Genomic DNA, 14,531 nt, shown 5'->3' with positions numbered 1-14,531 from the left:
CCCGCACAACAGAATAGGACACGCAAGAGAAAGGGGGCGCGAGGCCCCCTTTCGTCTTTCGAGTTCCGATCGCCGGCTCAGGGGATCGGGGGCACCGGCTGCGGCGGTGCGTCGGGGTCGTCTTCGTGCACGTCGATGATCCCGCGGCCGACATAGCTGCGCGAGCGGCTGTACATGAAATAGACGACGAGGCCGACCGCCGCCCAGATCAGGAACAGCGTGATGCTCTTGTGATCGAGGTTGAAGAACAGATAGATGCAGCCGAGGACCGCGATCGGCGCCGTGACGAAGATCATCGGCGTCCTGAACGGCCGGTGCCGGGTTGGATCGGTGCGGCGGATCGTCATCACCGCGATCGACACGGCGGCGAAAGCGAACAGCGTGCCCGAGTTGGAGATGTTGGCGAGCTGTCCGACCGGGAAGAAGGCGGCGAACAGCGCCACGGCAATGCCCGTGATGATCGTGATGACATGCGGGGTGTGGAACTTCGGATGAATCCGCGAGAAGGCCTGCGGCAGCAGCCCGTCGCGGCTCATCACGAAGAATATGCGCGTCTGGCCGAACATCATCATCAGGATGACCGACGGCAGGGCGAGCCCGGCGGCGAGGCCGATCAAGTTGCCGACCTGCGGCCAGCCGATTTCACGCATCGTCCAGGCCAGCGCTTCCTTCGAACAGACGACCGCCTGGTCGCCGATCGCGCCGCATGCCGACGCCAGCGCGCGGCTCCCGGGTTCCAGCGCATGACCAGTGGCGGCGTCGATGCCGACCGGCTGCGCGCCGACGGTGCCGATGACGCCCGCGGCGACGAGCAGGTAGAAGACGGTGCAGATCGCGAGGCTGCCGATCAGGCCGATCGGCATGTTGCGTTGCGGATTCTTGGTTTCCTCCGCCGCGGTCGACACGGCGTCGAACCCGACATAGGCGAAGAAGATGGAGGCGGCGGCGGCGCCGATCCCTCCGATGCCGAGCGGTGCGAAGGGTTCGAAATTCTCCATGTTCATCACCGGCACCGCAAGCGCGATGAACAGCGTCAGCGCCGCCACCTTGATGACGACGAGGATCGCGTTAACGGTCGCGGATTCGCGCGTGCCGATCACCAGCAGCCAGGTGACCAGCCCCGCGATGGCCATCGCCGGCAGGTTGATCATCCCGCCATCGAACGGCCCGAGCACCCATGTGGAGGGTATGTCGATCCCCAGCGCATTCTCCGCCAGCCCGACGACATAGCCCGACCAGCCGACCGAGACCGCGCCCGCGGCCACCGCATATTCGAGGATCAGCGCCCAGCCGACCATCCAGGCGATCAGTTCGCCCATCACCGCGTAGCTATAGGTATAGGCCGAACCCGAAACCGGCACCATCGCCGCCATTTCGGCATAGCAGAGCGCGGCGAAGGCGCAGACGAAGCCGGCGATGACGAAGCTGATCATCATGCCCGGCCCGGCCTTTTGCGCCGCCTCGGCGGTCAGCACGAAAATGCCGGTGCCGATCACCGCGCCGATCCCCAGCATGGTGAGTTGGAAGGCGCCGAGCGAACGGTGCAACGATTTCTTTTCCGCCGTCGCCAATATGGCGTCCAGCGGTTTGACACGACCAAATATCATGCGAGTGTCCCCTTGTCGGGCGGCAAGGGCCGCCGCCCGTCTCCTGGCGGCGCAGACTAACCGCTCCGCCGGTCAGCGCAACATAATTTCATGGGGAATGGCTTAACTTCGCTTCCATCGCTCCGCCGTGAATTCGGCGGCTCTGGGCGCGGTTCGGTGGCCGGCCTGTCCTATCGCACCGTGAAGCGCACGCGGTCGATCGTCCGCCCGCCGGGATCGGTGAGGGTCAATATATGGCTGCCGGGGCGCGGCACGATCTGCTGTCCCGCGTCGGCGTCGCCGAGCACCTGCTTGTCGAGGATCAGGCGGAAACCCGTGACCTCGCCGCTGACCACGACCGCGAGCTGCTGGCGGCCCGCCGGAATGTCGGGGTCGAGCGCATAGACGCTGCCGCTGACCGGGCTGGTGATGCGCGGGCGGCGCGCGGCGGCGGGGGCGGCCGCCATCTCGGCCTGCGCGGTGCCGCGCAGGAAATATTCGCGGCGCGGCGGCTCGCGCGTGCCGGGCAGGCTGACGCGGCGCGCCTCGACGCCTTCGGGCATCCCCGGCGGCCTGCCGGGGCGGCCGGCGTGGAGCGCGAGCATCACGTCGCGCCACACCGGCGCCGCGCCCGACGTGCCCGATACCGCGCGCATCGAATCCCCCTCCAGATTGCCGACCCAGACCGCGACCGTGTAGCGATCCGAAAAGCCGACGCACCAATTGTCGCGCATTCCCTTCGACGTCCCGGTCTTTGCCGCGGCCCAGAAGGGCAGGCGCAGCGCGCTGTCGGCACCGAAGGCGTCGGCGCGCGCCGTGGCATCGGCCATGATGTCGGCGACGATGAAGGCGGCGCCGGGATCGACGATCCGGCGCTCCTCCCCCTGTGCCGCGCCCTTCACGAAACGGACCGGCGACCAGCGGCCCCGGTTGGCGAGGGTGCGGAAGGCGTTCGCCTGCTCGACGAGGCTGACCTCCGCCGACCCGAGCGCGAGGCTGAAGCCGTAATAGTCGCCGTCCTCGACCAGCCCATGATAGCCGAGCGCCCACAGCCGGTCGCGGAACTGCCGGACGTCGTCGATGACGAGCGCGCGCACCGCGGGAACGTTGAGCGACGCGGCGAGCGCGTGGCGCACGCTGACCGGCCCCTTGAAGCTGCGGTCGTAATTCTTGGGGACATAGAGGCCCGAGGCGGTGTCGAGCTGCACCGGGCTGTCGTCGAGGATCGAGGCGGCGGTGAGCCAGCCCTTTTCGATCACCTGCGCATAGAGGTGCGGCTTGAGCGTCGAGCCCGCCTGCCGCCGGGCGTTGGCGCCGTCGACCGCGGCGGCGGTCGATTTCAGCCCGACCCCGCCGACATAGGCGAGCACGTCGCCGGTGGCATTGTCGAGGACGACCACCGCGCCGTCGCGCACCCGATCAGCACCGAGTCCGGCGAGCTGGCGGCGCATCGCGACGATCGCCGCGCCCTGGATGCGGCGGTCGATCGTCGTCGTCACGCGCTTGCCCGGCGCGTCGAGCAGGCGCACCGCGAGATGCGGGGCGAGCGCGGGGTCGAAGCGCGCGGCGCGCTCGCCCGCCGCCAAAGTCGCGGCGGCGGCGCGCAATGGGGCGCAGTCGGCGGCGCGTGCGAGGCGGCAGGCGCGCCGCCCGAGCGCCCCGGCGTCCGCCGCCGGATTGGGAAGCAGCGCCGCGAACAGCACGGCGTCGGTGCGCGTCATCTGTGCCGGTGGCTTGCCGAACAGGCTGCGCGCGCCGGCGCCGACCCCTTGGACCTCGCCGCGCAGCGGCACGAGGTTGAAATAGGCCTCGAGCATCTGTTCGCGGGTCCAATGCGATGCGAGCGCCTGCCCGGCGCGCATCTGGCGAAGCTTCGCGCGCCAGCCGCGCTGCCCCGGCTGTGCGAGTTCGGGCGCGAGGAAGGCGGCGAGCTGCATCGGCAGCGTCGATGCACCGCGCGACCGTCCGCCGCTCCAGCGCGCGCGGGCCGCGCTCGCCATCGCGAGCCAGTCGACGCCGCCGTGCGACCAGAAACGCTTGTCCTCCGCCGCGACCACCGTGTCGCGCAGCGCGGGACCGATTGCTGCCAGCGGCACCCACGCCGTCCGCCGCCGCTCGAAATCGACGCGTTCGCTGTCGAGAAGGCGGCCGTCGCGGTCGTAGAGCCACGCCTCGCTGGGCTTCCAGCCGGCGCGCACCGTTTCGTAATCGGGCATCGCGGGCGGTCGGGTGAGAAGGTGCGCGATCGTGACGAGAACGAGCATGGCAAGTGCGGTCCACAGCAGGGCGTTGCGCCAGCGGCGTTTGCGGGGGACGTGTTCAGTCATCGTCGGACTGCGAACTTGCGATGCGCGCCATCATCACGGCGATGGAAAGATGCGCTTCGGCTCCATCACTCCGCCGCCACCGTCAGCGGTGCGTTCGGCCACTGGCCGCGGATCGCGGGCGAATACATCGCCTCGACCCGCGTCGCGGGCAGGGTGAAGCGGCCCGATCCGTTGAGCCGCACGACATATTCGACCGCGTGGGTGCCCGCGGGCATCCAGCCGAAATAGCCGCGCCAGCTGTCGCGCCCGCGCTCGACATAGCTCGGCTGCCAGCCCGTCCCGCTGGCCTGATCGGCAAGCATTTCGGACTGGCCGCCGAGGTTGCCGACGATCGTAGCGCCGGGCGGGATCGGATCGTTGACGATCACCCATGTCCGGCCCGCCGCCGCGGTGATCTCGATCCGCACCTTGACGACGTCGCCGCGCGTCAGCCGGTCCTTGTTCGCCGCCTTGACGATGTGCATCGACCGCTTGATGCGATAGCCGGCGTTGAGCGGTTCCTTGAGCGGCACTGCCGCCCGGACGCGGACGGTCGCCCATGGCGCTCCGCTGCCCTGGTGGGCGAGCGTCATCGGCGCGGCGGCGAGCGGAAGGCGCAGCGGCGCGGCGTCGGCGGGCAGCGGCCAGCCTTGCGACGCGCCGGCGCCCGCGAGGCCGACGGTGGTGGTGCCGGTGATCGCGCTCGCCGGATGGAGATCGGCGAAGCGGCGCACCGTCACTGCGCCCCAGGCGTTGGCGGGGGTGGTGTCCCAATGACCCTTGCGTTGGCGCTGCGCGACGCCGACCATCAGCCGGCCCGCATCGTCTTCCCAGCCCTTGCGGCCGAGCACGGCTTCGAGCGTCTTGATCGCCATCTCGTCGCCGCTCGTCATCATCCACCATGGCGCCTTCGCGTCGTCGACGAGGTCGAGACGCGTGCCTTCGTAGACGAGCCGCTTGCGCAGTTCGGCCTCGGCGGCGGTGCGCAGCGCGGCCGCGCCCCGGACGCCCGGCGTCCGCTCGATCGCGACGAGCCAGTCGGCGAGCGTGCCGGTCGCCATGTCGGCGGGCGCCATGTCGATCGCGGCCACCAGCGCGGGGCTGGCCGCATTATTGCGCGCGAGCGCCGCCAGCGCGGCAACGCGCACCGGCCGGATATCGTAGGGGCCGTATCCCTTGCGGGCCAACCGTCCCTCGACGACCGCCTGCAACGCCTTGACCATCTTCGTCTTCGATGCCTCGGGGATCGCGAAGCCGTTCGCCGCGGTGATCGCGAGGACATAGGCGGTCAACTCGGGTGAACCCTCCAGCCGGCTGCTCGGCCAATAGCGCAGCAGGCCGTCGTCGTCGAGATAGGTCGGCATCGCGCCCGCGAGCGCCTGCCAGCGGCCGAGGTCGCCAAGCGCGACCGCGCGCGAAGTCGATTGTTCGAAACAGTCGTAGGGGTATATCGCCATATAGTCGCGCACCCCGGCAAGCGGCGGCGCGAGCGTGCCCGCCAGCGCGATGTCGACGGTGCCGCCGGGCAGAGCCCCCGCCGGAATGGCGATCGGCAATGACGTGTCCGACCCGACGCGCAACAGGCTGGCGGCCCATGTCTCGACCGGCACGGCGGGTTCGACCTGCTGCGCGAAAACCAGCCGGTCGCGTTGCCGGCCGTTCTTCGACACCGCCTCGATCGTCCATTCAAGCGGTCCCGATTCGGCGGGGGCGGTCATCGACCAGCTGATCGGCACCGCGCCGCCCGCCGGGATGGTGACGGTCAGCGACTGGCCGGTCGCCACCGCGGGCGACAGCGTCGGGGTCGCAACGACCTCCATCGGTCGGTCGGTGCCGTTGCGCAGCGTGAAGCGCGCGTCATAGGTGTCGCCGGTGCGCACCAGCTCGGGAAGCCCGGCAAAGACCGCGAGGTCCTGCACGGTGCGCACGCTCGTTTCGCCGGTGCCGAAATATTGCGCGCCGTCGGTGGCGATCGCGACGAGGCGGAAGCCCGACAGATTGTCGGACATGGGCACCTCGACCGTCGCACGGCCCTTTGCGTCGAGCGGGACATGCCCCTTCCACAGCAGGACGGGACGGAAATCCTCGCGCGTCAGGCCGCTGAGGTCGCCGCCGCCGCCTCCGCCGGGGGCGAGTGTTTTGCGGCCATAGTGGCGTTTGCCGACCACCTGCATCTGCGCGGTCGAGGTCAGCACGTCGAGCGTGCGGTCGCCCATCATCGCGTCGAGCAGCGCCCAGCTGTCGTTCGGCGCGAGCTGGAGCAGCGCCTCGTCGACCGCGGCGAAGGCGACGTCGGCGCCCGCGGCGGGCTTGCCGTTCGGGGTCCTGACCTCGATCGCCACCTTCGCGGTTTCGCGCACCGCATATTTCTCCTTGTCGGCCTTCACCTTGACGCCGAGCCGGTGGCCTTCCCAGCCGACCTTGATCCGCGCGATGCCCATGCGATAGGCGGGCTTGGCGAGATCGACGAGCGCGGTGGGCGGCGCGCCCTCGCTGTTTTCGATGCGGAAGCCGACCGCGCGCTTCATCTTGCGGAACCAGCTTTCGCCGCCGGTCACGCGCCCGCGCACCGCCATCACCGAGACATAGACGTCGGGGGCATAGGTCGCGGGCAGCTTGACCTTCACCACCGGGTCGGTGCCCTTCAGCGGCGTGACGAAGCTCGACAGCACGCCCTCGCGCTCGACGGTGACCAGCGCCGTCGCCTCGCGGAAGGGCATGCGGACCTGGAAGGTCGCGGTGTCGCCCGCGGCGTAGCGCGGCTGTTCGGCGATCACGTCCATGCGGTCGCCATTGTCGCCGCCGAACCACCAGTCGTCGTCGCCCGCGAGCCAGACCGAGCGAACCGCGCGCGCCTCGTTGCCGTCGGCGTCGGTCGTCGTCGCGACCACCGTGACCTCGCCCGAGACGCCGGGCGCCATCGCGCAGCTCGCGCGGCCGAGGCGGTCGGTCGCCGCGCTGCACGCGGCATCGAGCTTCGTCGTGCGCATCTGGTTGTCATAGGCGTAGAAACCGCCGATCAGCCGCCGCCGCGCGGTGATGATCTCGCGATTGTAGAGGGTCACCGCGACGCGCTGGCCGCGGATCGGCTTGCCGTCCAGATCGAGCGCGATGAATTTCAGGCGCAGGTCGTTGTCGCGCATCAGCCAGCCGTCGGTCCTGACCCCCAGCCGCACCGCCGACGGATAGAGGGTGATGCGCCGGCTGCTGGTCAGCGTCTCGCCGTTCGCGTCCTGATAATCCATCTCGACCGCCATCTGGGTCGGCCGGACGATCGGCTGGTCGACGATCACGCTCGTCGACGCGGTGCCGTCGGCGCCGAGGGTGATCGGCACCGACCGCGCGAGCGGCATGTCGGCTTCGGGTTCCTCGCCGCTGTCGTCGAGCTGGACCACCCCTTCGCGGACCGGCTGGCCGTCGAAATCCCAGTCGCGATAATCCTCCGGCGGCGACCAGCGCGGGGTGAAGGCGGTGCGCACCTCGACGGGCAGGTTCCCGGCGGGGCCGCCCGACAGATAGCCGACGAACAGCGCGAGCGGGACCGCGGTCGGGCGGACGAGCGCCGATTTGGGCCCGGTGACCGTCGCCTTCATCGTCGGCAGGCGATATTCGTCGACGCGGATCGACGCGTCGCTCCAGATCGTCTTGTCCTCGCCATCCTTGTCCTTGGTGACGAAGACGAGGTCATAGTCGCCCATCGGCGCCGAGGCCGGGACGGCCCATATCGTGTCGCCGCTGCCGCTCGCGTCGATGGCGAAGGGCATTTCGAACTCGGTGTCGGAGCCGCGATGGACGAGGCGGAGCCGGCCCGCCATCGGCTGCGGAACCGCGAAGCCCGTGCCCACGGGGCGGCGCAGGATATGCTTCATGTTGACCGTCTCGCCCGCCTTGACGAGCGCACGGTCGAACAGGGTGTGGAGGATGTCGCCGCGTTCGGACCAGCCATAGGGCAGGTCGAAATCATAGGGGCGGATGCCGCTGCCCCAGTCGGTGAGGGTGAAGCTGAAATCGTCGCCCGCGCGCGCGGTGACCATCAGCGCATGGCCTTCGCTGTTCGACGGGTCGGCGTCCGTGTCGCAGCTCGACCAGGTTTCGGGCTGCGGCAGGCCTTTCGGGAAGGCGAGGCGGCCCGCCTTGTCGGCGGTGCCGCGCGCGAGCAGGCGGCCGGTGCAGCTGTCGCTGACGCGTATCTCCGCACCCGCGACGGGCAGGCCGGTGTCGAGCGCCGTCACCCAGGCGAGCGAGCTTTCGCGGCCCCATTTGAAATGCACCGCCATGTTGGTGACGAGCGCGGCGGTCGCGACATAGCGCGTCGCCTTGCGCCCGAGCAGCGCGGCGCCGAGTTCGGGGCTCGCGATCTCGACGACGTGAAAGCCCTTTTCGGTCAGGGGGATGCCGACGACCTCGAAGTCCTTGCCGCCGCCGGGGGGCGACAGCGTCAGGCCGCGGCGCTCGCCGCCCGCCGGCGCGCCGTCGAACACCGATGTCGTGCCGGTGTAATTGACGGTGACCTCTTCGCCGCGCGCGTTCTTCTCCTCACGATAATCGGTGTCGTCGGCGTCGTCGACGCGCTTCAGCCAGCGCGCGACCGCCGCATCGTCGTCGCCGACCTTCAGCGCGGTCGCCGGTATCCTGAGGTTCGCCTGGACGAGCGACGATTCGACCCCGCGCACCGTGACGGGCAGCACGCCGCCTTCCTTCGCCTCCAATATGCCGAAGCTCGCGGCGAACTTGACCAGCGGCGGGGCGCGGTCGATGTGGAATTTCAGCGGGAAGTTCGACGCGTTGGCAAGCTTGCGGCCGCTCTGGTCGACGACGTCGGCGGGCAGGGTCAGCGTCGCGTCGACATTCTGCGGCAGCGGCCCGGCGAAGCGGACCTGGGTCAGCCACCGATCATTGGCATCGTCGGCGTCGGCTTTCGCGGTCAGGCGCTTGCCATCGGCGGTGGCGAGCGTCGCGGCGAGTGCGGTCTCGCGCGCCACCGGCGAGGCGAACTTGACCACGACGTCCTTGATCGGGTTGCAGCCCGCCTGCGGATTGACGCGGCTGCACGCCATCTTGGCGGTGAAGGCCGGGCGCACATTATAGTCGAAGCGCTGGTCGCGACCGGCGGTACGGCCGGGGACGCCGGCCTGCTGGATGCGGGCATCCCAGACGAGCGCCATCTCGCGGCCCGGCGGCAGCGGCCGGCGGCACTTGACCGGCACGATGCGATCGAGCGCGGCGTCACGATCGGTGCCGGCCGCGGGCAGGCGCAGCGGCAGGCCGGCGTCATAGGCGAAGGACTGGCGCGACCAGTCGCCATCGCCAAGCCCGGTCAGAATCCGCTCTGCGGTATCGCGCGGCAGCACGTCGACCGGAATCTTCTCTCCGATCCCGTCGACCGCGCAATAGGCGAAGCGGCCGACCGAGGCGCGGTCGGCGGCGACGTTGGTGGCGACGAGGAAGAGCTGATCCTCCTCGATCCCGTCATAGGTCCCCCCGGCGAGCACGGCGCGCGCCGACGGGCCGCCGGTGTCGATCGCGAAGCGGCCGTTGCCGACCACCGACACGCCGCGCGCGGTGGCGAGGTCGGGGCGCAGTTCGACGTGGCAACGCTTGCCGCCGGGCAGCGGCGCGTCGAATTCGAGCACCCACGTCCGCGTATCGACCCAGCGTCCGGTGCCGGGTATCTTGCAGTCATGGGTGGCGGGCGCCTTCGCGCGCGGATCGCCGAGCGGCACCATGTCTTCGGAGAAACGCAGTGTGAAGCGGCTGATCGCGCCGTCGCCGCCGCTGGCGCTGCCCGGCGTCGCGAGCGTGACCTGCGGCACCGTGTCGCCGCCCGCCGCCGCGAGCGCGAGACCGAGCGGAACCAGCAGGGCCAGCCGCATCTTTCCGGCCAGGCGTGTGCCCAGGCCCTGCCATCGCTGCATCATCGCCTCAACTCTCCTGCGCCGGCTGGCGTATCTATCCTGCTGGAAACAGGGGCAGGAGTCCACCCGCTGCCGCGCGGTGCACAGGATCCGCCACGCGCGGCGTCATCGCTGTGATCGCGATCATTGCGAGGCGGTGGGGGTGCTGTCCTGGAGCGTGATGACATCGAATGGAGATGACATCGAATGGAATCGTCATTGCGAGCGGCGAAGCCGCGCGGCAATCCAGAGCAGGCATAAACCGCTCTGGATTGCTTCGCTCCGCTCGCAATGACGAAGGGGGTCAATCCAAAATCATCAGAGTTTAGAGCATTGAGCCTTAAATCTGCCGGATAAGGGTCGTTGCAGGTTTATGGCACGCCGCGCTATGGCCTGTGGAGATTCAGTTTTTCCGCAAAACAAAACCAGGTTCTCCCGCGAAGGCGGGAGCCCAGAGCGGATGAAATCAGGGTTTGCGTTCCACCGCACCGGGTCCCCGCCTTCGCGGGGACACGCCCCTATGCGTCCGCAAGCGCCCGAATCCCCACAGGCCCTAGCGGACGAGCATCGGGCCGAGCCCATGTCCGCCGAACAGGTGGACGTGCAGGTGCGGCACCTCCTGCCCGCTGTCGGGACCGACATTGGCGAGCAGGCGATAGCCGGGTTCGACGAGGCCGAGGTCGCGCGCGATCTTTCCCACCGCGCGAACGAAGCCCGCGATTTCGGCGTCGCTCGCGCGCGCCGAGAAATCGTCCCAGCTGACATAGGCGCCCTTGGGAATCACCAGGATATGCGTCGGCGCCTGCGGGTTGATGTCGTGAAAGGCGAGTGCATGCTCGTCCTCGTAGACGGTCTTCGCGGGCAGTTCGCCGCGCAGGATGCGGGCGAAGATGTTACCGTCGTCGTAGGGCAGCGTCGCGTCGATCGCCATGTCGGGGGCTCCTATGATTGTCGGGCGGCTTTTTCGGCGTGGCCCGAGACGCCGTCGCGCCGGTCGAGCTCGGCGGCGATCGCATCCCAGCCGAGGCCCCGCTCGGCGAGCAGGACCGTCAGGTGAAAGACGAGGTCGGTCGCCTCTCCGGCCAGCGCCGTCCGGTCTTCGGTCAGCGCCGCGATGACGGTCTCGACCGCCTCTTCCCCCAGCTTTTGCGCGATCTTCGCCGGACCTTTGGCGGCGAGGCTGGCGACATAGGAGGTGTCGGCGGTGCCCGAATCGAGCCGCTCGCGCACGGTCGCCTCCAGACGCGACAGCGCGGCGCCGATCGGCGGCGTGTCGGTTGTCAGGCTTGTCGTTCCGCTGCTCATGATGCGACCGTTAGCGGCGCCGTCGCGACACAGCAAGGCGGCCCGGCGGGCGATGGGGAAGCAGGTGTCGCATTTCTGCCACAGCTGCCACTTTTTTTCCGGCGAAACGGATAGTCAATTCGCGTTAGGCATTTATACCGAAGTCGTGGGGCAAAACACGGGATCGCGCATGCGATTCAGACAACCGGGGATGCAGCATGAAAATTGGAACAAGGACGTCGGCGATCCTGACCGCAACGGCATCGCTGATCGCGATCACCATGTCGGCCGCGCCGGCACAGGCGCAGCAGGCGGAGGATTGCTCGGCCTATGACACGCAGGCCGAGCGCGATGCCTGCGCCGAGCGCGTCAACACGACCGTCGCGAGGCCGGACAGCGTCAGCAGCGACGACGGGGCCATCATCGTCACGGGCTCGCGCATCCGCAAGAGCGAGTTCAACAGCCCCGACCCGATCCAGATCATCAATCCCGACCTGGGGCAGAAGCAGGGCCAGAACCAGCTTGCCGACATCCTCCAGTCGTCGCCGGTCGCGGCGGGCTCGATCCAGATCACCTCGGCGATTTCGAACAGCTTCGTCACCAACGGCGGTGCCGACGCGCAGACCGTCTCGCTGCGCGGCCTCGGCGCCGAGCGCACGCTGGTGCTGCTCAACGGTCGCCGCGCCGGCCCCGCGGGCGTCCGCGGCGCGGTGTCGTCGTTCGACCTCAATGTGCTGCCGCTGTCGGTCGTCAAGCAGGTCGAGGTGCTGAAGACCGGCGCCTCCTCCATCTACGGCTCCGACGCGGTCGCGGGCGTGGTGAACATCCTGACCAAGACCGACACCGACGGCTTCGAGGTCGGCGGCTTCACCTCGGTTCCGGTGCACGGCGGCGGCGAGACCTATGATTTCAACGTCACCTGGGGCAAGCGCTTCGACCGCGGGCATGTGCTGGCGACGGTCGATTATTACCAGCAGCAGAATCTGCGCCGGAACGACCGCAAGTTCCTGGGCTGTCAGGAGGAATATCTGACGCGCGAGGACGGGACGCGCGCCGACATCGTCGATTTCCGCACCGGCAAGCCGGCGTGCAACGGCATCATCGGCAACCTGATCCTGACCAACAATGATTTCAGCGGCGACCCGATCGTCAACGATGACGGCGACCTTGTGGGGTTCCAGCCGACGCTGCTGGCCCCCAACGGCCAGCAATTGTTCATCGGGCAATATGGATCGCAATTCGGTCAGGTCGGCATTTCGTTCAACGATTACGGGGCGTTCGGTATATCCGCCCCGGCCGATTTCTTCGGGCTGAACTTCGACGGTCCGTCGACCGGCGCGACGAATCAGTATCTGCCGCTCGAGCAGATGTCGGACGTGTTCTCGAAGGTCACGCGTCTCACCGGCTATCTCGATGCGTCGTACGAACTGACCGATAATGTCGAAATCTACACCGAACTGCTGTTCAACAACCGCAAGTCCTACAACAACAGTTTTCAGCAGGTCAGTGTGTTCCAGTTCACGGGCGATTCGACCCGAACCGGGGCCCTGCCGGTTCCCATCACCCTGCTGTTCTGCGACCCGTCGGTGTATAACTGCACGCCCGGCGACCTCGGCGATCCTTTCAACACCGAATTTACCGGGGCTTTCCTGCTCCGCCCGCTGGTTCTCGCCAAATCGGACTTCAGCACCGACGTCGACTATTATCGCGGCGTGCTGGGCCTGCGCGGCGACTTCGGCGGCTTGCTGTCGGGCTGGAACTGGGACGTCTACGGCCAGTACAGCCGGTCGGACGCCAAATATACGCAGGACGTCGTCTATCAGGATTCGCTCGATTCGCAGACCTTCCGCACCCGGTCGTGCGTCGGGCTGACGACGGCGATCCGCGGCGTGCCGTGCATCGACATCGACTTCACCGATCCCAGGGTCCTGAACGGCGATTTCACGCCGCAGGAACGCGCCTTCCTGTTCGGCAAGGAAACCGGCCGCACGCTGTTCACCCAGACATCGGCCGAAGCCACCTTGGCGGGCGATCTGTTCGAACTGCCCGCGGGCAAGGTCGGCGCGGCGTTCGGCGCGCAGATCCGGCAGGACAAGATCAACGATACGCCGGGCGAGGTGACGCTGGCAGGCAATGCCGCGCTGCGCACCTCGTCGGGGATCACCGCCGGCAAGACGGTCAGCAAGGAAGTCTTCGGCGAACTCCAGATTCCGCTGATCCACGACACGCCGCTGATCCAGCGCCTGACGCTGTCGGGCGCCGGCCGCTATACCAGCGTCGACGCCACGCGCCGCGACGGGGTGAAGGACAGCTTCAGCGACGCGACGTGGAAAGCCGGGCTCGACTGGGAGGTCACCGACTGGCTGCGCTTCCGCGGCACCTGGGGCACCTCGTTCCGCGCGCCCGCGCTGTTCGAACTGTTCCTCGAGAACCAGACGGGCTTCCGCGATCAGCAGGATATCGACATCTGCCTCAACGCCGCGACCAAGCTTGCCGCGGGTACGATGAGCCAGCGAGTCTACGACAATTGCATCGCGGCGGGCGTTCCAGCCAATTTCACCGGCGCGACGGGATCGGCGACCGTGGTGTCGGGCGGTGGCATCGGGCAGCTCAAGCCCGAAACCTCGACCGCCAAGACGGCGAGCGTCGTCCTGACGCCCGACCTGTCGGGCGTGCTGTGGAGCGGCCTCAAGACCAGCCTCGCGGTCGATTATTTCGACATCAAGGTGAAGGACGAGATCACGACGCTTGGCGCCGCGAGCATCATCAGCGGCTGCTACAATTCCGAGTTCGGGCTAGACGATCCGCTCTGCGACCTGATCACCCGCGCGCCGTCGGGTCCCGAGGAGCATAATATCACCGATGTGCGCGACACCTATGTGAACATCAACCGCCAGCGCAACCGCGGCATCGACGTGACGCTGCTGCTCGATCAGGACCTCGGCAACCTCGGCTCGCTGGCGTTCCGCGCCCAGATGACGTGGCAGATCGAGGACAAGGTCGCGCTGTTCGACGGCTTCGTGATCGACGACAATGGCGAGGCCGGCGATCCGAAATGGGTCGGCGATTTCAACCTCGCGTGGGAGAAGGGGCCGTGGACGCTCTTCTACGGTCTCGACGTGATCGGCGGCACCTCGAACCAGCAGGACCTGCTCGACGAGCAGGGCAGCGCATGCCGCACCTCGATCTTCCGCCCCGGCGGCACCTTCTGCCCCGACACGCGGCTGGCGCCGACCTTCTATCATTCGATGTCGGTGACGCGCGATGTCGCGGACCGTTTCGAGATCACGGTCGGCGTGGCGAACATCTTCGACACCGCCCCGCCGCGGGCGTCGACGATCTACACCAGCGTTTCGGCCCTCGGCCAGGCGCCGGTGTTCGGTTCGCAATATGATTATCTCGGCCGCCGGGTGTTCCTGCGCGCCAGCGGCCGCTTCTGACACGCGCCGCCACGGAAGCAT

The 14,531-nt window shown here is 68.4% G+C and carries 6 protein-coding genes; 1 reads left to right on the top strand and 5 read right to left on the bottom strand.

Features of this window, described 5'->3' with window-relative positions:
* Positions 1–77: 77 nt before the first annotated feature.
* The 5 genes from AC2S9W_RS02580 to AC2S9W_RS02560 all read right to left on the bottom strand — a co-directional run bounded on the left by AC2S9W_RS02580 (position 78) and on the right by AC2S9W_RS02560 (position 11,091).
* Positions 78–1,607 carry an amino acid permease gene (locus AC2S9W_RS02580; RefSeq protein WP_475283024.1) on the bottom strand — a complete coding sequence of 510 codons (1,530 nt, stop codon included), beginning with the start codon at positions 1,605–1,607 and terminating at the stop codon, positions 78–80.
* 170 nt (positions 1,608–1,777) lie between these two features.
* Positions 1,778–3,913, bottom strand: coding sequence for a penicillin-binding protein 1C (gene pbpC / locus AC2S9W_RS02575; protein ID WP_475283023.1), 2,136 nt, complete (start codon positions 3,911–3,913; stop codon positions 1,778–1,780).
* A 65-nt stretch (positions 3,914–3,978) separates the two neighbouring features.
* The gene (locus AC2S9W_RS02570) at positions 3,979–9,810 is read right to left on the bottom strand and encodes an alpha-2-macroglobulin family protein (RefSeq protein ID WP_486571592.1); all 5,832 of its coding nucleotides are present in this window, start codon (positions 9,808–9,810) and stop codon (positions 3,979–3,981) included.
* Positions 9,811–10,339: 529 nt separating this feature from the next.
* Positions 10,340–10,717 carry a histidine triad nucleotide-binding protein gene (locus AC2S9W_RS02565; RefSeq protein WP_067107293.1) on the bottom strand — a complete coding sequence of 126 codons (378 nt, stop codon included), beginning with the start codon at positions 10,715–10,717 and terminating at the stop codon, positions 10,340–10,342.
* An 11-nt stretch (positions 10,718–10,728) separates the two neighbouring features.
* Entirely contained in the window at positions 10,729–11,091 is a 363-nt protein-coding gene (locus AC2S9W_RS02560) for a phosphoribosyl-ATP diphosphatase (protein ID WP_486571591.1), read from the bottom strand.
* Between the two features lie 197 nt (positions 11,092–11,288).
* On the opposite strand from AC2S9W_RS02560, the gene AC2S9W_RS02555 reads away from it, so the two are divergent.
* Positions 11,289–14,510, top strand: coding sequence for a TonB-dependent receptor domain-containing protein (locus AC2S9W_RS02555; RefSeq protein ID WP_486571590.1), 3,222 nt, complete (start codon positions 11,289–11,291; stop codon positions 14,508–14,510).
* Positions 14,511–14,531: the final 21 nt, after the last annotated feature.

Source organism: Sphingopyxis sp. 550B (genome assembly GCF_057401805.1).
Note: the sequence above shows the minus strand (reverse complement) of the source record. Positions and strands in the feature narration are given on the sequence as shown.